Raw genomic sequence first — 22,940 nt, 5'->3', positions numbered from 1 at the left:
TTAGGAGCAAGGCCAAAATAATGATTAAATCTTGGATGGTAATTGCAGCGGTAACCCTGCTAGTAGCATTCGCTGGTAACTTAATCACCAGACCCGAAGGAGTCAGATGGTTCTATCGCCTACGTCGTCCGCAATGGCTCACCTTCGAAGGAGCAATTCCCCTAATCTGGATAACTATCTTTATTTGCGGTGGTTGGTCAGCGTATATAGTTTGGGAGCATGACCCAGGTAGCGGAAGCACCTGGTTGCTGATGGGTTTATATCTACTACTAGAAATCATCACCATGGCTTATACACCAGTGATGTTCCTATTTCGTAGCCTCACCGTTGGCACCATTATTGGTGGCACAGGTGCCTTATTAAGTCTTATCCTGGGTTTACTGATTTATCCCGTATCCCTGGTGGCGTTTTTGTTACTACTTCCCTACATAATTTGGAGTCCGATTGGTACCTACACCACCTGGGAAATGAGGCGACTTAATCCAGGGGCAGCATAATTTATTTGTAAGCATTCAGCCGTCAGCCGTCAGCCGTCAGGTGACGTAACAGAGTATTTTTTTTAATTGTAGTAGGGTGGGCAAAAACAGTTTGGTTAAAATGAGTCTTCTAGATCAGATTACTTTGCCCACCCTACTTGAATTGGGATTTTTTTTAATTGTAGTAGGGTGGGCAAAAACAGTTTGGTTAAAATGAGTCTTCTAGATCAGATTACTTTGCCCACCCTACTTGAATTGGGATTTTTTTTAATTGTAGTAGGGTGGGCAAAAACAGTTTGGTTCAAAGGAGTCTTCTAGATCAGATTACTTTGCCCACCCTACTTGAATTGGGATTTTTTTTTACACGCAAGTTTCTTAATTTCATTGTCCTAGAGCTCAGTAATCATCCGTTCCATAAACAGTTTTGCCATCAGGCATCACAGCAAATTGTAAATCAGCGCCTTTTAGATTAGTACCCTTTAATACCGCATCTTGCAAATTGGCGTAACGCAAATTCGCTTTATAAAGGTTAGCACCAGTGAGATTAGCCTCCCTCAAAATGGCACCATAAATACTAGCATGACTCAAGTCAGCATGCTCCATATTGGCACCAGTCAAGTCAGCTTCTCGAAGCTCAGTACGATTAAGAATAGCAGTACTTAAATCAGCATTAGCCAATCGGATATTGAGGAGATTAGCATCACTGAGATCAGCACCTTTCAAGTTAGTATCTTTAAAGTCAGCGCCATCTAAGTCAGCAGAGGTTAACTTCGCGTTTTCAAAACGAGCACCAATCACTTTGGCATCTTTGAGATTAGCGTTCTCTAGGTTACTATCGGATAAGTTAGCTTGGCTAAAGTCAGCTCTGCTAAAGTCAACTCCACTTAAGTCAAGTCCACTCAAATCAATACCCATCAGATCACACTCTACACAGGTCTTGGTTTTTAACATTAACTCAAGCACTTTTGTCTTGGCTTTTGGATGTTGAATGGTCTTACTGGAGTTATCATTAGTTTTTAGGGATATGCTAACCTGTTGCTGAGATGATAGATGAAGAGCAATTGCTATAGTTGCCGCTAAGACCACAGCGATGATTAAAGATAGTTTAATGTTCATAAGCAAAAGCTTGCCCAGATTGACCTGAGAGTCGCACTCTACTTAGAGAGATACAAGAGATTATTCGCCCCTACCGGAATAAAAGTTTAAACTTTTGTATATAGCAATAGCAGCTGTTTGCTGGAATAAGAGTAGAGGCTTTGGCAGAAAGGCGCGATAATAGAGCTAGTTTACCGTTTGCTTGTTGTCACCCTATGCTCCCTGGGTAGACTATAGGGTGTAGCCTATAAAAAAATAGTTACTAAAAAATTAATTTAATTATACCATGAAATCACATTGCACGACAGCGTAAAAATTGGAATCAGGCTATGCTGCTAAAAGCTGCCATCATAGATTACAGCATGGCCAACTAGATGGCAGTTAGATGAAATCTTAAAAGTTACCCACCAAAGCGCGGAATTTAAGGATTAAGGAAGTTCCATTATGTTAGTTTGTCCCCAGTGTCAGTTCGAGAACCCAAATACCAACAAGTTTTGTCAACGATGTGGAACTTCCCTAACCGATAAAAGTTGTCATGAATGCGCTAGCCAAGTGCCCCTAAATGCTGAAACTTGTCACAACTGCGGTGCCTTCACAGGAACGGTTTGGAGGGCAATTATTTCTAAGCAGCAAAATTCGGCAAGGTCCCCCCAGTATTCTCCTCAAACTCCGGTTGAGGTGTCAGACTCCTCAGCTGAGCAGGCTACGGCAGTAGCGGTCTCCCAACCAGAGTCTGACCAGACCGAGAGGGAACTAACCCAGCCAGCATCATTCCTAGAAACAACACAAGAGTGGCTAACTAAATCGGATACTATACTAACAGAGCCAGGGGATGATGGCACCTTGTCCCAAGCATCAACAGTCTTCGCTGATGAAGCATCGATAAACAACAGAAGTGGCTGTGATCAAGTGGAACTAGAATCATCAGAGGAGCCATTACTAGAGATTAGCCCAATACAGAAGAAACCTCAATCTACTGAAGCTTCGAGCTGGTCAATTCCTAATCTCGAAAACCCAACTTCAGAGACAGCAACAATTGTCTATCTAGACCAGGGTAAGCGTTACAGAGTACTAGAACCTGATCAACTCTATCAGATCGGGGAAAGTAAGACAACAGATGATAGTATCTTTGTCACAGTTTTGGACTGCCAACCGTTACAAAAGTCTCCCCTAGAAGCCCTGATTAATCAAACAAAATTGTCTCCAGAGAAATTTGATCTATCCACAACCCTAGAGCAGCCAAAACCTTCCTCGAAAGAAAACGTAGACGTTTGGAAAGTCCTAGATATCCCACAGAGTGCTAAACCCTATTTGGCTCTCAAGGACTTATGTTACCCTAGCGTGCCAGAAATTCATGATGTTTGGCAGCAAAATGGTAAGGCGATAATCCTGCTAGAAAACCGTTCAGAATGGCAGTTACTGAGTAAGTTGTGGGGGTCCGAAGAGTTTTCTAAACTGCAAATCCTATACTGGCTCGATGAAATGGCAAAGCTTTGGCAAGCTCTAGAGCCTTGGCATTGTCGTCAGAGTCTGTTGGAACTGACGAATCTCCGGGTGGATGAAGACCAAGCACTAGGTTTGGAGCGTCTATATCCCGACAGGGAGGAAAATCCCCTAACCCTAGAGGATTTGGGACAACTGTGGCAACGATTATTTAACGAGTCCCAGCGAACTCAATTTACCTCCTTGTCAACGGTTGTCCGGCAGTTGTGTACAAAGGAAATTGAAACCATTGAGGAATTGCGATCGCATCTGCAAGCCATTGCTCACGAACAAGAATCTGACCCATACGAATCCGGTATGGAATTAACTGAGGCTGTAGTCTCAGAAATGGCAACGGCAGACACTCAACCTCCTGATAGCCAGGAATTATTGTCTGATCTACCAGGAATTGAGCAACAAGGGGATGACATGCCAACGGTACTGTTGCCAATGAGCTTGCAGAGTCTCGATGATCTCGGTATTACAGATATTGGTCATCAAAGAGATCATAATGAGGATTGTTTTGGCATCGAGACCCAACTCAAAAAGCAGGAAAATCCCATTGGTCGAACTATACAAGCTCGTGGTTTATATATTCTCTGCGATGGCATGGGAGGGCATGCGGCTGGGGAAGTAGCCAGTTCTATGGCAGTAGAGGTACTCCAGAATTACTTTAAACAAAATTGGCAAGACGAGTTTCCCACAGAAGATAGTCTCAGGAAATCGGTCTATGTAACAAATCAAGCGATTTTCGATATCAACCAACAAAATGCTCGCTCTGGCAGCGGTCGAATGGGTACGACTCTAGTCATGATGTTGATTCAAAATACCAAGGTAGGGATTGTCCATGTCGGAGATAGTCGGGTCTATCGTCTAACTCGCAAACGAGGCTTAGAGCAAATCACTATAGACCACGAGGTGGGTCAACGAGAAATCCAGCACGGAGTAGATCCAGAGCTCGCTTACTCTCGCCCTGATGCCTATCAACTAACTCAAGCCCTTGGACCGCGCAGTGAGCAATTCCTAAATCCTGATGTGCAATTCATAGATATCGCAGAAGATACTATATTCTTACTTTGTTCTGATGGTTTGTCAGATAATGACCTGTTGGAAAATTACTGGCAAACTCACTTAGCGCCTTTACTAAGTTCCCGAGCTAGCCTCGATCAGGGTCTGGTTAACTTGATTGAGCTGGCAAATGAGCATAATGGTCACGACAACATTACACTAATCCTAGTTCGGGTGAAGGTGCGACCAAACTTGGCTCAACCAACATTAAATTAGGTGATTAGTTGTATGTGATTAGTGATTAGCTAGGTGATTAGTGATTAGCTAGGTGATTAGTAGCTGCCAGTAGATTCTGGTTAGTCACTTTGGACAAAGGACAAAACCGACAAAGGATAAAACCCACAAAGGATAAAACCCACAAAGGACTTTGGACAAAGGACAACTGACTATGGTCACACTGACCCTATTAGATCCGTTAAGCCCCACTCCAGTGCAGCAGTGGAGCTTTCAGAGCAAATCTACGATTCGCATTGGTCGTGCTCCTGATAATGATGTGATTGTCGATGACCCGATCGTGTCACGACATCACCTGGAACTCAGGGCTAGTGCTTCCCCATCGGGTCCGATGTGGCAGTTGGTCAATCAGGGTGCCAATGGCACCTTCCTCAATGGTGTCTTGGTTTCCCAGGGGGTGCTGCCGGAAAAGGCTCTGATTCAGCTAGCCCAGAAAGGTCCGAGGCTGCAATTCCAAGTTCAAACCCAGCAACTCCCTTCCCTAGCACCCTTGCCCTTGACTGAGACTACTAAGCCATGCCAACACCAAGGCAATGCACCAGGCAATTTGTTCTGTATTCACTGTGGTCAACCCTTGGTGCCAGTCGAGGGAGTCATTCGCAACTACCATGTTTTGCGGACATTGGGACAGGGGGGAATGGGAACCACTTATCTTGCCTGGGACAAAGTTAACAGCAAGGATGGATACCCACTCCTACTAGTACTGAAGGAAATGAATGCTGACATGGCTCAAATTTCCAAGGCTCAAGAACTGTTTGAACGAGAGGCTCGCACCCTAAAAACCCTGAATCATCCCGGAATTCCCCAGTATTACGACTTTTTTGTGGAAGGGGGGAAAAAATACTTAGCCATGGCTCTGATCCACGGTGAAGATTTAGAAAAACGTGTCTTGAGCACTGGACCAGTCACCTTGCCCCAGGCAGTAGAGTGGATGATTCAGACTTGCGATATCTTAGACTACATCCACGACCGCCAGCCGCCTCTAATCCACCGAGACGTTAAGCCCGCGAATTTGATGGTGCGCCATCGAGATAACCGAATTGTGATGTTGGATTTCGGTGCTGTTAAAGAAATTGGCACAATACCAGGCACACGGATTGGTGCCGAGGGATATAGTGCTCCTGAACAAGACCGAGGTCAGCCTTGCACTCAATCGGATCTTTACGCCATTGGCCCAACTCTCATATTTCTGCTCACCGGGGAAGCTCCTCTAAAGTATTATCAAAGGCGTAGTTCAGGATATCGGTTTGATGTATCAGGCGTTCCCACTGTTACTCCCCAATTAAGGAAAGTGATTGAGCGGGTTTGTCAACCAAGGGCTTGCGATCGCTACCAAACGGCAAAAGAACTGATGCAGGCTTTGGTTGCTTGTATTTAGGAGTCGGCGAAGCATGAATATGAGCAGAAATTTCACGGGCATAATTTGGCGATCGCTAGTGATTAGGATAAGGGGGATAAGGGAATAAAGAAAGGATATACTCACCCTACCCGCGCTGTCTCCTCATCCATGACCAAGCTCCACCTATTGAAGCGTGGACGCCAAATGGGAGCGAAACAAGTCAGATCAAGTCCGGTTAATTACTTCTAAAAATGGTTGATCCCCGTTGTTCGCCTTTTGTTAATTGTCAATTTTGAATTGTTAATAGCTAATTGTTAATAGCCAATTAACCACTGACAACTTTCAATTGTCAATTTTCATATAGACGAACAACAGAGATAGATAAGTACTTAACCTGAAACAGGATCAGATCATTCTTCGTCCCAGGCTTCCACAGCTAGTAAGTCACTGATCGGGTCTTGCATGGTAAACCCGAATTCAGTAAGTTCCTGTTTCCAGTAGGACCATTCGTCCCCATAGAGCAGGGCAATTTTCCAAAGGCTGTCACTGGGTTTAATAATTTTGGATTCCGCCAGTGAACGCACATGGCGTTGCAACTTCACCATGGGGTGAGTAACTGTTTGAGTCATACTCTAAAATCTCTAAATCAATTCTGTTGTTAGATTGGCTTTTGCGAATACCTGAACTACAATGCTTCCCCTTTGCGGTAATGCGCCGATCTGTAGAGTTTTGTACGGCAAGGAAGCCCCTCTATACTCTTGTAGCGCAATCGGATGCATTTAAGCAAGCCCGATCTGGGTAAATGTACGGGAATCCCTACTTTAACGCGAACCATAGACACTTAGCCAAGCCGCGAGAAGCCCCGCGCTCTACCCGATAGGGTGAGCGTCGTATGGGAAGCGCGGGGCAAGGGTCGGAACGTCGAAATGCCAATGTAATATACTAGGAATAGTAGGGAAAACAAATTAAGAGCTAACCGCCACCTACTAACAGCAACCTTGAAAACCACCGAATATGGGGTTCCATCCCGAAAAAAACTTGATAGTTTGAGTTATCTGTGGATGGGTAAAATTTCATAGGTGCTCGCACCTTGAGCCCATTAAATTCGCTCAAGGTGCTCGCCTGCAGTACTTTGGTTCTAGAACTTTTTGTATTGTTCCGGGGGGTCGGGGCATCCCGGAGACGAAACCGATAGATAGGGTCGCCTATAAAGGCGAGCTGGCTATGCAGAAAAGGGTTAAAACTCATGAAATAAGGCGACCCTATCCTTACGGTAACTTCTGACCGTGTTGTTAATAAAGTAACCCGTGTATCCGTTCGCGCAGCGTCGGCGAAAGCCGATACCGTTGGGTGGAGTTGGTAAGAAGCCCGCGCTGTCCCGTTAGGGCAGCGTCGGGAGTATGTCACTCAGGTTATGATAGTACCTATAGCCCAAGGAATTTAGAGCCAATTACAGCTTTTCAATGACCCAACCACCACACCTTGCCCCCTATGGTTCCTGGAAATCCCCTATTAGCGCTGACATGATTGTTCAAAGCAGCGTTAGGTTGGGCAGCATTGCCCTTGATCAAAAGGATGTTTACTGGATTGAAGGGCGACCTGCAGAAGCTGGACGCAATGTAATCGTGCGACGCACCCCTGATGGCAAAACTGTTGATCTGACTCCCGAGCCCTTCAATGCTCGTACTCGGGTTAACGAGTATGGTGGTGGTGCAATTGCAGTTAAGGATGGCACAATTTACTTCTCTAATTTTGCTGACCAACGTCTGTACCAACAAACCCCAAGCTCCAAACCCCAACCCCTAACCCCCATAGCTAACTGGCGCTATGGTGATGCAGTAATTGACCAGGAAAGAGGACGTATAATCTGTGTGCGAGAAAACCACACGGTGGATGGCGAACCAGTCAATACCTTGGTTAGCATCAGCTTAGAAAACGGTGAAGATATTCAAGTGCTAGCCTCTGGCTGTGACTTTTACTCCTCGCCGCGCCTAAGTCCCGATTGCTCTAAACTCGCTTGGCTAAGCTGGAATCATCCCAATATGCCCTGGGATGTTACTCAACTCTGGGTAGCTCCAATCTTAACCGATGGTTCTCTAGGTGTTGCAGAGCTCATTGCTGGTGGGGTTGATGAGTCGGTATTTCAGCCAGAGTGGTCACCAGATGGTGTACTTTACTTTGTATGCGATCGCACTAATTGGTGGAATCTCTACCGCTGGCAACCAACCCGAGGGGAAATCGAACCCCTGTGTGAAATGGAAGCCGAGTTTGGACTACCCCAGTGGGTCTTTGGCATGTCTACTTATGGCTTCGATGGTGCCAATCGAATCATATGTACCTATACTCAGGAAGGAAACTGGCATTTAGCTAGTATAGACCTAAACACCAAGCAGCAGTCGGTGATTGCCACACCATACACCAGTATTTCCGACCTAAAGGTAGCTGATAATCAAGCGGTTTTGATCGCTGGTTCTGTAACAGAAGCAACTGCAATTGTTCAGTTGGACTTGACAAATGGACAAATCAATGTATTGAGGAAGTCGAGTGAGTTAGCTATCGATACTGGCTATCTATCGCCGCCTCAAGCGATCGCATTTCCCACAACTAATGGACTGACCGCTTATGGTTTCTTCTACCCACCACTAAACAAAGACTACACCGCACCAACCTCCGAAAAACCACCCCTAATTGTCAAAAGCCACGGTGGACCTACGGCGGCCACTTCTAGTGCCTTTAATCTAAAAATTCAATACTGGACGTCTCGTGGTTTTGCCATCCTAGATGTTAACTATGGAGGGAGTACTGGCTATGGGCGGGACTATCGTCAGCGCCTTAAAAACAACTGGGGGATTGTGGATGTTGATGACTGCACCAATGGCGCGCAATACCTAGCTAAGCAAGGACTAGTTGATGGTGAGCGACTGGCCATTGCTGGGGGGAGTGCTGGGGGTTATACAACTCTAGCTGCTCTGACATTCCGAAATGTGTTTAAAGCTGGCGCTAGCTACTACGGTATCAGTGATTTGGAGGTACTAGCCAAGGATACCCACAAATTTGAATCCCGGTATCTGGATGGCTTGATCGGTCCTTACCCAGAACGTAAAGATTTGTATCAACAGCGATCGCCTATTCATTTCACAGACCAACTATCGTGTCCTGTAATTTTCTTCCAGGGGCTAGAAGACAAGGTAGTTCCTCCTAGTCAAGCAGAAATGATGGTGGCAGCTTTGAAGGCTAAGGGGTTACCTGTAGCCTATGTCACCTATGAAGGGGAGCAACACGGTTTTCGTAAAGCAGAAACGATTAAACGGACTCTCGAAGGGGAGTTGTATTTTTACTCCCGGGTATTTGGATTTGAGCTCGCAGAGGCGATAGACCCTCTAACTATTTATAATTATTAGTCATTAATTTAATTACGTTAGTGTGTAGACATGGCTCAAGACCTGCGAAGTAAGCCAATGTCGGTATTTGTCTATTGGTTTCGATATTATTGTTCACCATCAACTCATCAACAATGACTAGGCAGGAAAGACAATCAATAACCAGTGAGTTACAAACTCAGGCAATAATCCTCGGTGGATGGGTCGCTCTGATGTGGATTGTAGAGCTGGTGGATATATTCATTTTTGGAAGGAAACTTGATCTATATGGCATCATCCCCCGTAACCCGATTGGGCTGCGGGGTATTTTATTTGCCCCTTTTCTCCACGGTGGTTTTTCTCATCTGATTTCCAACACTATACCTTTTCTTGTCCTAGGCTGGTTTGTAATGTTGCAAGAAACTAGCGACTTTTTCGTAGTTACCACCATCACCATGGTGGTGGGTGGTCTTGGGGTTTGGCTGTTGGGCGCTCCCAATTCAGTTCACATTGGGGCAAGTGTGCTGATCTTTGGCTACCTAGGTTTTCTGCTATTTAGAGGCTTCTTTGAACGAAACCTACCCTCAATTTTTCTATCAATTCTAGTCGGCTTCCTCTATGGTGGTTTAGTTTGGGGTGTTTTACCTTCACAGCCCCATGTATCTTGGCAAGGACATTTATTTGGTTTTATCGGCGGTATCCTAGCCGCACGTCTACTGGCAAAGCGTAAACTCTCTTCGTAGTGCTGAGTTTTGACTACTCAGTGGGAAAATCAAACCAGACAGACTTTGTGGGTCCCCAACAGATTCAAACTATCTGTCTGCTGGTGTGAGTAATAGGTTTTGAGTAGAACTAGAGAAACTTTTATCAAGAATTATGTGTTCACGTAGTGTCTCCAAAGGAGAATCGCGGGGATCCTCGCTCCTTGGGTCAAGTCTAAAAACCTAGTGTTAGCCAGAGGTATAACAGTCTCAATATTCTACGTATAACCAATAAAGAACGAAAATTTTTTCCCTACTCAGCACTCACCACTAGAAGGTTGATAATCAGACCATAGAGGAAATGGCTCAAAAACAGAAATTCCCTCATCTTGTGGGTTCAAAATGGACAGCTAAACAGAAAACTTGGGGCTGGCGGCATTTCCAAGTGGTCAATCGTAAAAACCAAGGAAAGTGGGTGTTTGCTGAAATGGTAGCTTCTTGTGACCCGAATGTCCGTTTTTGGCTAAATGCTAAACAGCTTAAAGATCCTGGCTTGTGGCAAGCAGGCTGGAAATCTTTAGCCGAAATCGAAAGCGAAGAGTAACCGTAAGTATTCAGCCGTTGGCCTTTGGCCACGCTGCGGGCGCATAAGCTGATAGCACCTCAAGTAGCACCATCTGTAGCGCATATGCTTACGAACCCCCTACTCGGTCAAGGCGAAATCCTTGGTGCAGATGATTAAAAGTCTTGGCTGTAAGCTAATGGTAATAGGTTTTAGGTATTTTGTCTGGTTAGTGATGGGGCTCAAGATGTTTGTCACACAACGGTTCCGGTTCACAGCAGCATCGGATTGATAAGATAAATGGCACGCTCCTTGAATTCAGGGCAAGCTAGTAATTGTTTATAGTTCATTGTTTATTGTGGAATAGGGTTTTATGGTCATGGATGGAATCAATCAAGCAGAAATGCGGGAAAGACTGGGAAACCTTGAGAAGATACGTGATATAATTATTGGCTCTAAGCTGCGAGAGTATGATACTCGCTTCACGAAGATAGAGTCTGACCTATCCATGTGGCAGCAGGAAATACGCGATCGCGTTGAGCAGATCAAAACGACTCTCTCAAAAGAAATAGCTGCTGGGGTAGATTCCCTCGAGAAAAAAATAAGTAATCTTAGTTTAACTGCAGCCGAAGAGAGGAATGAGATTCAGGAACGGGTGGAACTGTTGAACAAAAAGTTTTCTAAGAGTATTGAGGTGCTCGACGAGACAGTCTACAAGCAGTCCACCTCCCTAAAGAAGGCAGTTTCAGAAACTAAAGAACAGCATCAGCAAGATGTGATCAATCTCAGAAAGCAGATCTTGGCCGAGCTGGAAACTAAATTTGCACAGCTCAAAGATGCCAAAGCCTCGAAAGCAGATCTCGGAGACATGTTGTTAGAGTTGGGTTTGAGGCTCAAAGGGACTGAATTGGTTCCAGCACTCAAAGAAGCTAGTGATGGGTGGTCTGGATTACCACAGACCAAAGGTCATAATGGTACGGTCACCTCAGAAACTGCTACTAATGATGACGATCATCTCCAGTTAATCAAGCAAACTCAGACTTTGGAATAGACTTGGCACAGTCGAGCAATGGCAGCCACAAAAATTAACTGGATTTTCTCGCTAAGATTAGTTTTAAATCAAAGTGCGATCGCTTTTAGCGGAAGCTTCGCTTCATCGGGTAGCGGCTCTTTCAGAGCATCGCTAATTTTTGCAAAAGGTTAAATAGTAACGGATAGCCACCAGTGGCATTTTCAAACCAAAATCCGGCTGATGCCTCTCAGCCGGAAAATTCTAGATCAGAGTCAATTGAGGTCAATTCGAGCCGAGAAGGCGAGTTGAAGGATTTACTGAATTTACTCGTTGACCTCAAGATTATTGATCAGACGGTGCAACCTAGCCAACACCCTAAATCTGAGCAGCAAGGGATGACCTCTGATCAGGCAGACACTGTCCAAAAATATTCATTCCAAGACCTTGAGGTTCCAGCTATTGAACCTCAAACTGACCGTGGGAGTAGCAGCCTCCCGTCTAGGGTTCAGGAGAAAGAACCATTAGCTCAAGAAAGGGATCAACCCCAATCCTTCGGTGTCAAAGTTTTTCCCCATCAGAACCCATCACCACAGCTTCCTACACCAAAGGAGCATCTGCCGCAAATGCCTCAAAATTCCGAAGATCCAGTATTAGCTGAGAATTTAGTCCAATCCGAAGCCACAGAAACCAACCAAGACCTGCCATCACAGTCTGATCACGACACCTCCCAGGAATTAGACATCTTGGCTGAGATTTTGCAAGAACTGGTGATATCTCCAGAAATGGCAGAGTTTCGTGACCAGATAGAAACCCTAGCCCAGAGACAAGGCAGGCTTGAGCATCGGATTGATCAACCTCAAGAATTGATTAAGCTATTGCTACCAGTGATGGCTAAGCTGCTGGATCTCACGGTAGCTCAGTTCAGTACCTCGGTGACCGATTCCCTGACTCCCATCATTGATGAAGTCATTGACCACAGAACTCAACAGGATAAAGTGTGTGTGGGAGAAGCGATCGCTCCCGCAGTTCCAGTAGCTATTTCCTCCCGGATCATGGAGTGTCCAGAGGAAGTTGGGTTTGCGATCGCACCAGAAATGGCAGCAGCTATCCGGCAACAGATTATAATTGAGCCAGAGGCCATGGTAAATGCTCTGTATCCGGTCATTGGCAGTACCATTTCCACATACTTAGCAGAAGAAATCCGAGCTATCAATGAGAAGCTGGAAAATGCCCTCAGCGTTGAAGCAATTAAGCGCAAGATTCGCGCTAAGGTGCAGGGGGTTTCTGAAGCGGAACTGCTGTTTCGGGAGGTGATGCTGTTTCAGGCGCGAGCTATCTTTTTGATTCACAAAGACTCTGGTTTAGTGATTGCCGAGGTACAACCCTCTGACAGCCAGCATCTAGAGTCAGATATGGTAGCAGGAATGCTCACCGCTATCCGTAGCTTTGTCAATGACTGTATCGCTCAGTCTGGGGATGTGGCAGAAATCGATGCTATTGAATATGGTACATCCAAGATCATCCTGGAAGTAGAGGGATACTGCTACCTGGCCGTGGTAGTTCAAGGGGCACCCACCCAGCAGTTCATTAATCAGTTGCGGGAAAGCCTAAAAACTATTATTACCCATTATGGTAAACCGATCAGGTCTTTTGATGGAGATAATACAACTATCCCGGTGGGAGTCAAGGGAATTTTACAAAATTTATTAGATCAATCCCTTAGTCAAGGGCGTCGTGATACTCAGGAAAATCGGAAAAAAGGCAAGAAACCCCCGGCCTTATTGGTGCTTGGCTTGGGGCTTCTGGGTTTAATCGCTGTATTTGGGGGATTTTATCAGCATAGGGCTAAAATAAACCGTCGCATTGAGCAAAAAACTCAACTTGCCCTCGCCTATTATGCCCCAGAAGTGTCTGATTATGGTTTAACAGTTAAAGCCAATCGCCAGAGACTAAAGCTAGCTGGACAGCTACCGAATCAGGCTCTGCGCTCAAACGTCGAGCAAATTGCCAAAGCTGCGGCCCCTAACTTAGCGTTGGATAATCAAATTGAGGTGATCGAACTCCCCTATACTGATGAGTTAACCCAAGCTCAAGTCCAACGGGTGAGAAACACCTTGAATCAAATGGATGGAGTGGTAATTGTAGCATCTTATACAGAAGGCAGGGTGACCGTAAAAGGAGCGATACTCTATGCTAAAGATTTCCCTAAGATTATCCAAGCCTTTGAGAGCATTCCCGGTGTCAAGTCGGTCGAGAACAATTTACAACTCCACGGATTAGACGTTACCAGCCGGATCTACTTTGATCTTGGTTCAGCCCAGTTGAAACCAGAGGATATAGGCACTAAAATCCGATCAATTAAGGAATTTATGGAGCGGTATCCTCAAAAGCACCTGAGGATAATCGGCTACGCCGATCCTAGGGGTCAACTTACCGAAAATCAGGGATTGGCACAACAACGAGCCCAAATGGTAAAAGATGTGCTTGTTCAGCAAGGCATTGATCCCAAACGGCTGCAAGTGCGTGGGGTTGGCAAACGCCCCCCAGATGTTGATGCTAGTCAACCGCTGTGGTTAAATCGATGTGTCGTATTTGATCCGTTTACCAACAAACCCAGTTGAAAGCCCCTTTGGTTTAGCTAGGAGATCACAACAAGTTATGGACTTTAGTCCCTTGTCTATTCAATCTGGAATCAGGAGGTGATTCAACGACTGCAATAGATCACTAACACTAAAACCATAGTGCTGTCTGGGAACATACGGTCGGTGAGCAATAGGTATTCAAGTCCGCTGAAGAAATCATACCGTAAACCTGTTCAGATGTGGAGCCACGCCCATATCTTAACAACTGTTTACAATCCCCGAGAGTTCAAACCAGTTGTCAGCAACCAGTAACAATGTCCACTATTGATCGAAAAATTTGCCTAGTTGGAGACTTTGGTGTAGGCAAAACTAGCCTAATCCGCCGATTTGTGGAGGGTGTGTTTAGTGACCAATATCTTTCAACAGTCGGAGTGAAAATTTCCCGCAAAATCATAAAATTTAAGGATGAAACCCGATCAGAACTGCTGGATATAAAATTGATGATTTGGGATTTAGAAGGTCATACTAAATTTAAGGGAATTTCACCAACTTATTTAAAAGGAGCTCAGGGTGCAATTATTGTTGCTGATGTAACTCGCATGGAAACCATTGAGCACATTGTTCATCATATCGATCTGTTTTTATCCATCAATCCCAAAGGGGTGATTATTACTGCCTTAAATAAATCAGACTTAGTGGATCAAGAAAAACTGGAGGAATTGAAACAGATGTTACAGAAAAAAACTGCCCAGCAAGACCAAGTCATAGCCAGTTATTATACCTCAGCGAAAACCGGGTTATACGTCGATGACATATTTCAGCAATTAGGTTGCGGAACGCTTCAACAGGAATAATTAGTTATATATATAGTGATATATAGCGGTTCTCATAGCAATGAGGTACACAAGATTTTTTCCCTGTTGCCTGTTGCCTGTTGCCTGTTGCCTGTTGCCTGTTGCCTGTTGCCTGTTGCCTGTTGCCTGTTGCCTATTAACTAAAATCCAAAATTAAAATCCAAAATATATCTCGCCTATTTTAGAAATGCTATATATCTTTATATATATAGCACAGTAGCTGATATACCTATGCTTAGTCAACTACTGAGTCAACAGGTCGAGCAATCAGCACACACTGTGTCAAGTCTCCCGGACCAAGCCCTGGGAAAAAATCTAACATCCAACATCCAACATCCAAAATCCCATGACGCCCCTCTATTGTAGTAAAGGACATGAGAATCCCAATGACAATAAGTTTTGCCGGGTTTGTGGCGAGATGCTGCCATCCTTAGCCAAAACCTTTGACACTGGGAAGATTCTGGGTGGTCGCTACCGCATCGTCCGGGAGTTGGGACACGGAGGCTTTGGACGCACCTATTTAGCTCAAGACCTTAACCGCTTTAATGAACCTTGTGTGCTAAAAGAATTTGCTCCCCAAGTTCAAGGTAACCACGCCTTACAAAAAGCAGAAGAACTATTTGAGCGGGAAGCGGGAGTTCTTTATCGACTGCAACACCCTCAAATTCCTCAATTTCGTGAGTTGTTTCAGGTACAACAACAGGACAAAGGCACCCTATTGTTGGTTCAGGACTATGTGGAGGGGCAAACCTACCGCGCTCTACTGGAGGCTCGCCGACCTCAGGGACTCCGGTTTAGTGAAGCAGAAGTGACTCAACTGCTGATCCAAATCCTGCCAGTGTTGGAATATATCCATTTTATGAGAGTGATTCATCGGGATATCTCTCCCGATAATCTGATTTTGCGCAGTACCGATGGTTTACCAGTGCTGATTGACTTTGGCGGTGTCAAGGAGGTAGCAGCAAATGTGGCATCGAAGTTCCTAGGGTCAAAGGTGGCTGGTCAAAATAAGCCAATCATAACTCGGTTGGGTAAAGTTGGCTATGCTCCCCCAGAGCAGATGCAAGGAGGAAGTGTTTTTCCCCACAGTGACCTCTATGCTCTAGGGGCAACTATATTAGTATTAGTGACTGGTCAGGAACCCCAGCAGATCATTGACCCCAATACCCTGACGTGGAACTGGCGCAGAGAGATTAGCCTTAGCTCCACCCTAGGTCGTATCCTGGATAAAATGCTTCAACCGAGACCAGGGGAACGGTACCAAAATGCCAAAGAAGTGCTGCGAGACCTCACCACTCACCTTCAATTTGCCAGTGACCCGCAATCAGCTCCATCACCCCCTCAGACTAAACCGACCTTAGCAGTTGCCCCTGGTTCCAAGCCAGTAGCGGTTAACCAGCCAGCAAGGCCAGCTAGCGGAACACCATTAACCGGCGCTAGCAATAATAACGTTTTAGATTGGCTTGGCAAGGTGGTTTTGGTATCTGTTTTAGCTGCTGCTGTATTTGGCTTTACCTTCTGGGCAACCAATTGGTGGTTCACATTCGGCAAAAGATCTAAGCCGGAACCCTCACCAAAGGAATCACCCATCGATCAACCGGACATAAAGCCACCCTCGTGGTTTCCCACAAACGAGGCAAAGCGCAAGGAATTGCTCGATCAGCGTCGTGCCAATTTGGAGATTAACGAAAAGTTCTACGTTCAGTTAGTCAATGAGGCGTTTTGGAACAAGTACCCCAATCAACAAAAACGACAGCTAGGGACTGGTTCAGAGGATGCTAAGTTAAGAGAAGAGTGGGATAAGCTGGCGTTTGAGCTATTGACCCGGATTGAGTTACTAAATTTGAGTCGGACGGCACGGAGAGGGTTGGGAAGCTATGGGACAGCAGATCTGACTCGCTGGAAGCAGCAAGTGAATCAGGTGCGCCTTTCTAGCCGTGCAGCTTATGATATTGCAGATTCTAAATTCTTTCATAAGTTTCCAGATCAGCGGGGTGAGAAGTTTATCGATAAGTCTATTGGTCAGGTGTGGCAAGGGATTGTTGGGGATACGATCAAAGCGTTGACATCAGGAAAATCCCTACAGCGCATTGAGTTTGCTGCTGGCGGAGTTCAACAAGTCAATGGAACCCTCGAGCCAGGAGACGGGAAAGCGTTTACTGCTAAACTTTCTAGTGGTCAATTCATGGAAGTGAGACTGGCTACCGATGTAAATGCGTTGTTTTCAGTTTATGGTCCTAGCCGTAAGACGACCCCCCTATTAGAAGACTCAACCGAACGGGAGTGGAGCGGGGAGCTGCCAGCATCTGGCTTCTATGAGTTTGTGGTAGTTTCTCAAGCTTCTCAACCGATTAATTATCGACTTAACTTTAGGGTTGAAGATTAGTTATTGGTAATTTATAGCAGTTCTCAATTGGGTGAGCTATAGCGGTTTTTAGTCTAATAATGTGGGTTCTATAGCGCTACGCGCAATGGCATTGGCAAGAGGCATGCATGCAAAGGTGCGCTTTCCGCATCTAATTATTAAATTCGCCACGGGTCGCACCTAAAAGTTCACTAAAACAGCTTTTGCTGCTTGTATCAATGTCAAACACCTTAATGCGTAGTGCTATAGCAGAAGTCATTTGTCAGAAGTCAAATGTCAGAAGTCAAACTCTTGCGCTTCTTGATGCAGTCGCTCATGGGGGAAACCCCCAAGACCGCTTAGGTGCGCTTTCCGTTGGCGAATTAAATTCGCCACGGGTCGCACCTCTGCATCGCTTACAAAGGGTGTGAGACTAATGTCGATGTCCTAACTGCCCTGGCGACTGCTATATAACAACCGTTTAGAATTCCCCGGCGGGGGACAGTTCAATTATTGAGTTAGTTGTAGACACTACTGGTTCAAATATTAAGTTAGTGATCGGATCTACTGTAGACACTACTGGTTCAAGGTTAGAACCCAGACTGAGTTGGTTCTGTTCACGGTACATACGGGCAAGAGCACCAGTGAAGCCAGCGTTGTAGTCAAGAGCGACTTCATTAATGGCATAGTTAGTTCGATCATCGACATAGGCATTATCCTCTGGTTCAGAGGGACCACCTACCAATGCACCATAGAGAATGTTGAGGTTGTCCGTTGGTGATTCGATGTCATTGGTGGTAGAACCATGGGCTCCACGATGGTGGGGATTCTTGGGAGAATTGTGGCCAAAACCGACGACATAACTGAAATTGTTGGGATTATCCCCAAGAATGTAGTCAATTTGATCAGCCGCAAAATCGGAGTAACGACCATTACCATCATTAACGGTATCACTATAAATACCAGCAAGAAAAGCGGTATTGGCAGCATATCGTAGGGAACCCCAGTCATTGAACCAAGCTAGTCCACCCTCAGTATATTCGATACCTTCACCACTATCGTCACTCCAGTAGTCCAGCCAGCGTTCTACTTCGATACGGTACCTATCCTGGTCAGTTTCCTGAGCAAGAAGGATGCCAGTACCATGGACTTTTTGATCCCAGGATTGAGTCTGAGTAGGATCAATACCTAGGTAGTAGCTTTCGGCTTTATCCAAGTAGGTCTGGTCACCGGTTGCTTTGTACAGCCAAGTTGCAGACCAGGCCAGTTCGTCTTCGTAGCCACTCCAAGAATTGTAGAAAATAGCAGCATCGGGGATAGAGTCAGAGTAGTTACCTTGATAGGTCTCGGCAAAGTCAAATAGGGCTTTCGCGTTATTGAGTAGTTGATTAGCGTAACTGTTGTTTGTGGATTGGAAGGCAATTGAGGCAGCAGCTAAGGCCGCAGCAGATTCACCAGCTAGGTCAGAACCGGGATTTAAAGGATCAATTTTGTACGCTGGTCGCACCATGGTCATGGTTTCCGGCGGTCCCCAGAAGCTATGGTCGATGTCACCGGATCCAACCTGTGCCCAGAATTCTTCGGTTTGACCGTTACTGTCTGTGATGTGGGCTTTGAGTATGTAATCGGTACCCCACTTAATCGCATCCAAAGCCTCATCCCATTGACCCATGTGCTGGTAGGCATCTTCATATTCGATTGCCCCCCAAGCTAGCATAGTCATGGCAGCAGCCATGGGGAAGCCGAACTTGACGTGGTCTCCAGCATCGTAATAACCGCCAGTGAGGTCAACTCCTACATCAGCACCATCGTTGAGAGCAGAATCCCCGCGCCATGGGATGCGATTGTCCTCAGGAAGTTTACCGGAGCGCTGAGCTTCATAAAATAAGAAGGACTTTTCGACAGCGTCAGCATAGTTGAACTGTGGTGAAACATTGGTGTTGATGATACTGGGTACAGTCTCACCATTTCCATTGGATGAGTCGAGTTGAACAGGAGTAGATTCATTCATTAGTCATTAAAAATTAGTAATCTTTGATAACAAAGCAAGTCAAATTACCCCTGTTTAATACTGGGAAAACGAAACAGGTCAAATTACCATTTTTTGTTGTTTATGAAGATAAAAACAACAAAACAAGTTAAATTACCCCTGTTTAATACAGGGACAATGAACTAGCCTCTAATTCCCCGTCAATAAAGGAGATAATAGGGCCTCATATTTGATTGACAAAAGCACTTTAAATTTGAGTAGTACTACTCTTAATGGCTACACCGAAATAGTTTTGTTTTGTAACGATAGCTAATATTAGCTTACAACTGTCAGGATATTAGTGTTAAATAAAACTAGAAGTTATTGTGAATTTTTAGTAAAGAATTAAAATCCCTAACACACAGTATCTTGAACTAAGCAGTTTTCAATTGGGTTCGGTACAAAATTTTTGGATTTTAGGGAACAGGGAACAGCGGATCTGGGAACAGGGAGTAGTGATGCAGCGCTATACTTTATTAACTCTTGCCTCTTGCCTCTTGCCCTACTCTTAGGGAACAGCGGATCTGGGAACAGGGAGCTAAGGTTGTGGGCCACGCTTACTGGCAGAGCCAGACGCTGCTTGAGGTGCGAACGGAGCTGGAAGGTAGCGCCGTCTTGAGGAGCCAGTTGCTCATATAACTTCCCGCGCCCCCCACACTCCCCACACTTCCCGCGCCTCCACCCCACACTTACCACACTTACCACACTTACCACACTTACCACACCCCATCTCCCCACCCTCCCCGCGCTTTCAAGGGTATGTTTTTAAGATTCATCCAGGGGCAGGAGAAAAATCGGGAATAAATCTACCTGTAGGTAAAGGCATGCCCTTAATCGCAGATGCCAAAATTATTAAAAATCCTCGTCTGAAACAACTTAAACATCGAGTAGGATTAGTTTTTAGCAATAAAATTGGCTTTTCTGGCATGCTCGGATTTTCCTTTGTCTGAGCAGAGGAGCTCATTTCATCCAAAGGAGGTAAGCTACTTGCTGGCAAATTCGCCTCGGCCTCTCCACCAATACTGACTAAAAATAAAGTAGCAACAGCAATGGCTAACCAGAGACGTTCTGCTCGTCGAGGGTCATTCATTTTAGTGTGATGCCAACCAAAACCACCTCGTTTGATGTCCTTGAAAAGACATTCAATCCAACCGCGCATACCATACCAACAAATCTGTGCTTGTTGAGGACTCAAATCTGTTACGATTAGCCAAGGATCGGCATAGCCAGAATCCCATTGAGCTAAAAGAGTGCAAGACAGACTGTTGGTTTTAAAACAAGTTACCTTTCCACTCCAAGATTGCCCCACTTGAGTAATTAATTCTGAAAGAGGAACAAATTGTTGCTCTGGTGAGGATTGATAATATCCCTGATGGTTAATACGCATAAATGGATGCCAACCCAATTGTTCAATCGCTTCGTAGAACCAATCAGCGTATAAACCTCTGTCTGTAGTGACAATCACCAACCAGTCGGAAGGAACACCCTCTTGAAGAGAATCTAAGAGTTTGAGCCAGTAGGGTTTCCAACTGCCTTTTTCGTTTGCTCTCACTATTTTCCAAGCTACAGGAATTCCACAACCTCGATAAACCACACTAATAACTAATAAAGTAAAACGCTGACCTAATGTGGAAGCATCCGCAGCTAATACTAAACTTTTTTCCTCTGATGACCACCAACTTAATATCCAGCGTAACAACGGGACAAAGCTCTGTTCGACCTGGATTTCTCTACGCTTTCTTCCGTTTTTATCGACTTTACTATTATACCACTGCCTTAATCTTTCTCGAATTGTGTTCTCTGGTTGCTCTAGAATTTCCCCCAAAAACACAACTGCAGTAGATAAACCACAATGATGAGTCATCGCAATAGCAAAGCTCCACATTCCTAATACTACTGCTTGTGGTTTGCTTAAATGAGGCATTTTTTTGATGACCACCCGTAACCATTGTTGATAAGTAATTGGACGATTTTTGTTCACTGTGATTGATGTCACGCGGGTTTAATGTACAATAGTTATTGTACTATGGAACACATTTGATAAATTCCCTGTTTCTGACTACTATTTAATGTAATTTGCTCCGCGCCGGGCGCGGGTACGTCATGGTGGAACCAGTACAAAACAACGCGGGTAACGAACGTGATTGAAAATAAATTTCAGTACTCCAACAGTCGCTCTGTGTGACCGCTACCCGAAGTTCTTTTGTCAATAGTTACCTACCAAAATCAATAACTTTTCAAGTTGGTGCAAGTGTCTCAGCCATCGCCCCGTCAGGGGATAGCCATCAAGCAGAATTCGTCACTTAATGATTTTTATTGAATTCTCAAATCCTTCCTGGGGTTTGGGTTTCAAAATGTATTTCTGTTGAGTAATACCTAGGCGAATGCCCAAATCTAAAAAACATACCCTTGAAAGCCCGCGCCCCCGCCCCATCTTGTTAATCTGGCGGACAGAGGAAATTCTTGAGTTTTTCCGGCATTTCCTCAAAATTCTCTAGAAGGAAGTCCATTATGGCCAGATGGTACAAATCGATGGGCATGGGAGAGCGATAGTTATCACCTCTGGCAAACCAGCGCTGTACTGTGGCATCGCTACGGGAGCAAATACAGGCTATGACTTCGTAAGTAACCAACCATTTCCCATAAAACTTAGGTGCGCTTGACCTTGGCGAATTCAATTCGCCAAGGTCAAGCGCACCTGTTGTGGTGTCATAGCAATTTGGCAGTTACTGTAGCGCTGGATTAAGGCTCGGTCTTTTTCGGTTAGAGGACGGGGCTTTTTCATAAGGCGTCCTCTACTGCTAGAGTTTCTATGTCTTGTGCCGGGGCCAGTACGGTGATGGCTAGTTCAGTACCCCAGTCAAGTTGGTGATCATGGGGTTTCGAGGGAATGCGATCGCGTAGCGGCTCGTACCGAGCATCCCATAGCGGCTCGTACCGAGCATCGTTTTCGTGGTAGGGGTGACCCTCACCATCAGGGTGAATTGGTTTTAACATAGGATTTATCTCCTTGTCTAAGGGGAGGACCCATAAGCCAGCGCCAGTCGTGTAATCTTTGCGCTGGCTTCTTTGTATCTCCTTACTTTTAAGATAACACAAAAACTTTAAATAGGATTCAACCGTTAAAAAACTTAAAAAACTAATTTGGGAGTAGCGTCAGAGTATTTTTGTTGTTCGCCTGACGGTGTTTTACGTACTGACTATGCTAATTAGTTGTGAAAATTTAATTAATAAAGTAGTGATGTTATCAACTTTTTGAGGTAACTTAAACGGCGGGAAGTTAAGCATAGTAAGCTGTTGCGCATTTAAACTGTGATAACAGCATTGCCTTTGTTTTTTATTTTTCGTACCCATTTTATAATTAACCCTCCTTCATTTAAAAGATGATTTAACAAACATTCTAATTCTTCAATTGATTTGAAAACTCGATTGGCAATATATTCTTTTGCTGAATGCCAAACCAATTCAATTAAGTTATAATCAGGACTATACTCGGGAAGATATTCTAAATAAATATTCGGCATATCTTCTTCTATTTTATGAATATATTCGGCTTTTTTGTGAAAACTAGCCTTGTCTAAAATAATGACGATTTTCGGTCCTTTATTAGCAAAGTCTTCTAGTTGATTACCCGCTTCCATCCATTCATTTTCTAGCTCTTTATAAAAGGTTTTTAAAACTTCATAAAAAGTTTGACTATTGCTTTTTTTGAGGAAATCTACAAATCTTTTTTTATCTGAATATCGCAAAGCTCCCATCACATTAACTCTCCCTTGCCTTTCGGGCAAAGCCCGACGCTGCGC

At 44.9% G+C, this 22,940-nt stretch carries 18 protein-coding genes; 10 read left to right on the top strand and 8 right to left on the bottom strand.

Translation table 11 applies throughout. The features are described 5' to 3' along the window. Positions 1-20: 20 nt before the first annotated feature. The gene (locus LYNGBM3L_RS09265) at positions 21-497 is read left to right on the top strand and encodes a TspO/MBR family protein (protein WP_008181710.1); all 477 of its coding nucleotides are present in this window, start codon (positions 21-23) and stop codon (positions 495-497) included. Between the two features lie 375 nt (positions 498-872). Here the strand turns inward: LYNGBM3L_RS09265 and LYNGBM3L_RS09260 are convergent, their stop codons facing one another. After that, positions 873-1,592: a pentapeptide repeat-containing protein gene (locus LYNGBM3L_RS09260; RefSeq protein ID WP_008181704.1), complete on the bottom strand. Its 720-nt coding sequence runs from the start codon at positions 1,590-1,592 to the stop codon at positions 873-875. 423 nt (positions 1,593-2,015) lie between these two features. On the opposite strand from LYNGBM3L_RS09260, the gene LYNGBM3L_RS09255 reads away from it, so the two are divergent. Then, positions 2,016-4,337, top strand: a complete 2,322-nt coding sequence (locus LYNGBM3L_RS09255; protein WP_008181703.1) for a serine/threonine phosphatase — start codon at positions 2,016-2,018, stop codon at positions 4,335-4,337. A 172-nt stretch (positions 4,338-4,509) separates the two neighbouring features. Then, a complete protein-coding gene (locus LYNGBM3L_RS09250) occupies positions 4,510-5,733 on the top strand; it encodes a protein kinase domain-containing protein (RefSeq protein ID WP_044492517.1) in 1,224 nt (407 codons plus the stop codon). 371 nt (positions 5,734-6,104) lie between these two features. On the opposite strand, the gene LYNGBM3L_RS09245 is transcribed toward LYNGBM3L_RS09250, so the two are convergent. Continuing rightward, on the bottom strand, positions 6,105-6,323 hold the full coding sequence (locus tag LYNGBM3L_RS09245) for a DUF4327 family protein (RefSeq protein WP_008181701.1): 219 nt from the start codon (positions 6,321-6,323) through the stop codon (positions 6,105-6,107). Between the two features lie 834 nt (positions 6,324-7,157). Here LYNGBM3L_RS09245 and LYNGBM3L_RS09235 point away from each other — a divergent pair. The 7 genes from LYNGBM3L_RS09235 (at position 7,158) to LYNGBM3L_RS09205 (ending at position 17,150) form a co-directional block, all read left to right on the top strand. Then, on the top strand, positions 7,158-9,095 hold the full coding sequence (locus LYNGBM3L_RS09235) for a S9 family peptidase (RefSeq protein ID WP_008181699.1): 1,938 nt from the start codon (positions 7,158-7,160) through the stop codon (positions 9,093-9,095). A gap of 113 nt (positions 9,096-9,208) precedes the next feature. Then, a complete protein-coding gene (locus LYNGBM3L_RS09230; RefSeq protein WP_008181698.1) occupies positions 9,209-9,796 on the top strand; it encodes a rhomboid family intramembrane serine protease in 588 nt (195 codons plus the stop codon). A 319-nt stretch (positions 9,797-10,115) separates the two neighbouring features. Further along, positions 10,116-10,358: a TIGR02450 family Trp-rich protein gene (locus LYNGBM3L_RS09225; RefSeq protein ID WP_008181697.1), complete on the top strand. Its 243-nt coding sequence runs from the start codon at positions 10,116-10,118 to the stop codon at positions 10,356-10,358. A 337-nt stretch (positions 10,359-10,695) separates the two neighbouring features. After that, positions 10,696-11,367, top strand: coding sequence for a hypothetical protein (locus tag LYNGBM3L_RS09220; protein WP_008181696.1), 672 nt, complete (start codon positions 10,696-10,698; stop codon positions 11,365-11,367). A gap of 173 nt (positions 11,368-11,540) precedes the next feature. Continuing rightward, positions 11,541-13,949 (top strand): OmpA family protein, encoded by a 2,409-nt coding sequence (locus LYNGBM3L_RS09215; protein WP_008181695.1) that lies wholly within the window; start codon positions 11,541-11,543, stop codon positions 13,947-13,949. Between the two features lie 275 nt (positions 13,950-14,224). Continuing rightward, positions 14,225-14,764, top strand: a complete 540-nt coding sequence (locus LYNGBM3L_RS09210) for a Rab family GTPase (RefSeq protein ID WP_008181693.1) — start codon at positions 14,225-14,227, stop codon at positions 14,762-14,764. A 346-nt stretch (positions 14,765-15,110) separates the two neighbouring features. After that, the gene (locus LYNGBM3L_RS09205; RefSeq protein WP_044492516.1) at positions 15,111-17,150 is read left to right on the top strand and encodes a serine/threonine-protein kinase; all 2,040 of its coding nucleotides are present in this window, start codon (positions 15,111-15,113) and stop codon (positions 17,148-17,150) included. Positions 17,151-17,589: 439 nt separating this feature from the next. On the opposite strand, the gene LYNGBM3L_RS09200 is transcribed toward LYNGBM3L_RS09205, so the two are convergent. The 6 genes from LYNGBM3L_RS09200 to LYNGBM3L_RS47160 form a co-directional block, all read right to left on the bottom strand. Continuing rightward, positions 17,590-19,119 carry a glycoside hydrolase family 9 protein gene (locus LYNGBM3L_RS09200; protein ID WP_008181690.1) on the bottom strand — a complete coding sequence of 510 codons (1,530 nt, stop codon included), beginning with the start codon at positions 19,117-19,119 and terminating at the stop codon, positions 17,590-17,592. 372 nt (positions 19,120-19,491) lie between these two features. Then, a complete protein-coding gene (locus LYNGBM3L_RS40180; RefSeq protein ID WP_131826911.1) occupies positions 19,492-19,860 on the bottom strand; it encodes a hypothetical protein in 369 nt (122 codons plus the stop codon). A gap of 49 nt (positions 19,861-19,909) precedes the next feature. Next, entirely contained in the window at positions 19,910-21,118 is a 1,209-nt protein-coding gene (locus tag LYNGBM3L_RS46410; protein WP_008181689.1) for a transposase, read from the bottom strand. Between the two features lie 457 nt (positions 21,119-21,575). Beyond that, a complete protein-coding gene (locus LYNGBM3L_RS47165) occupies positions 21,576-21,770 on the bottom strand; it encodes a hypothetical protein (RefSeq protein WP_229414402.1) in 195 nt (64 codons plus the stop codon). Between the two features lie 148 nt (positions 21,771-21,918). Further along, positions 21,919-22,134: a hypothetical protein gene (locus LYNGBM3L_RS09185; protein ID WP_044492515.1), complete on the bottom strand. Its 216-nt coding sequence runs from the start codon at positions 22,132-22,134 to the stop codon at positions 21,919-21,921. Between the two features lie 308 nt (positions 22,135-22,442). Next, a partial coding sequence (locus LYNGBM3L_RS47160; RefSeq protein ID WP_131827309.1) for an IS630 family transposase occupies positions 22,443-22,940 on the bottom strand: 498 nt, incomplete at its 5' end.

The organism is Moorena producens 3L (assembly GCF_000211815.1).
GTDB lineage: Bacteria > Cyanobacteriota > Cyanobacteriia > Cyanobacteriales > Coleofasciculaceae > Moorena > Moorena producens.
The sequence above is the reverse complement of the archived record's forward strand: the minus strand, read 5'-3'. Positions and strand labels throughout refer to the sequence as shown.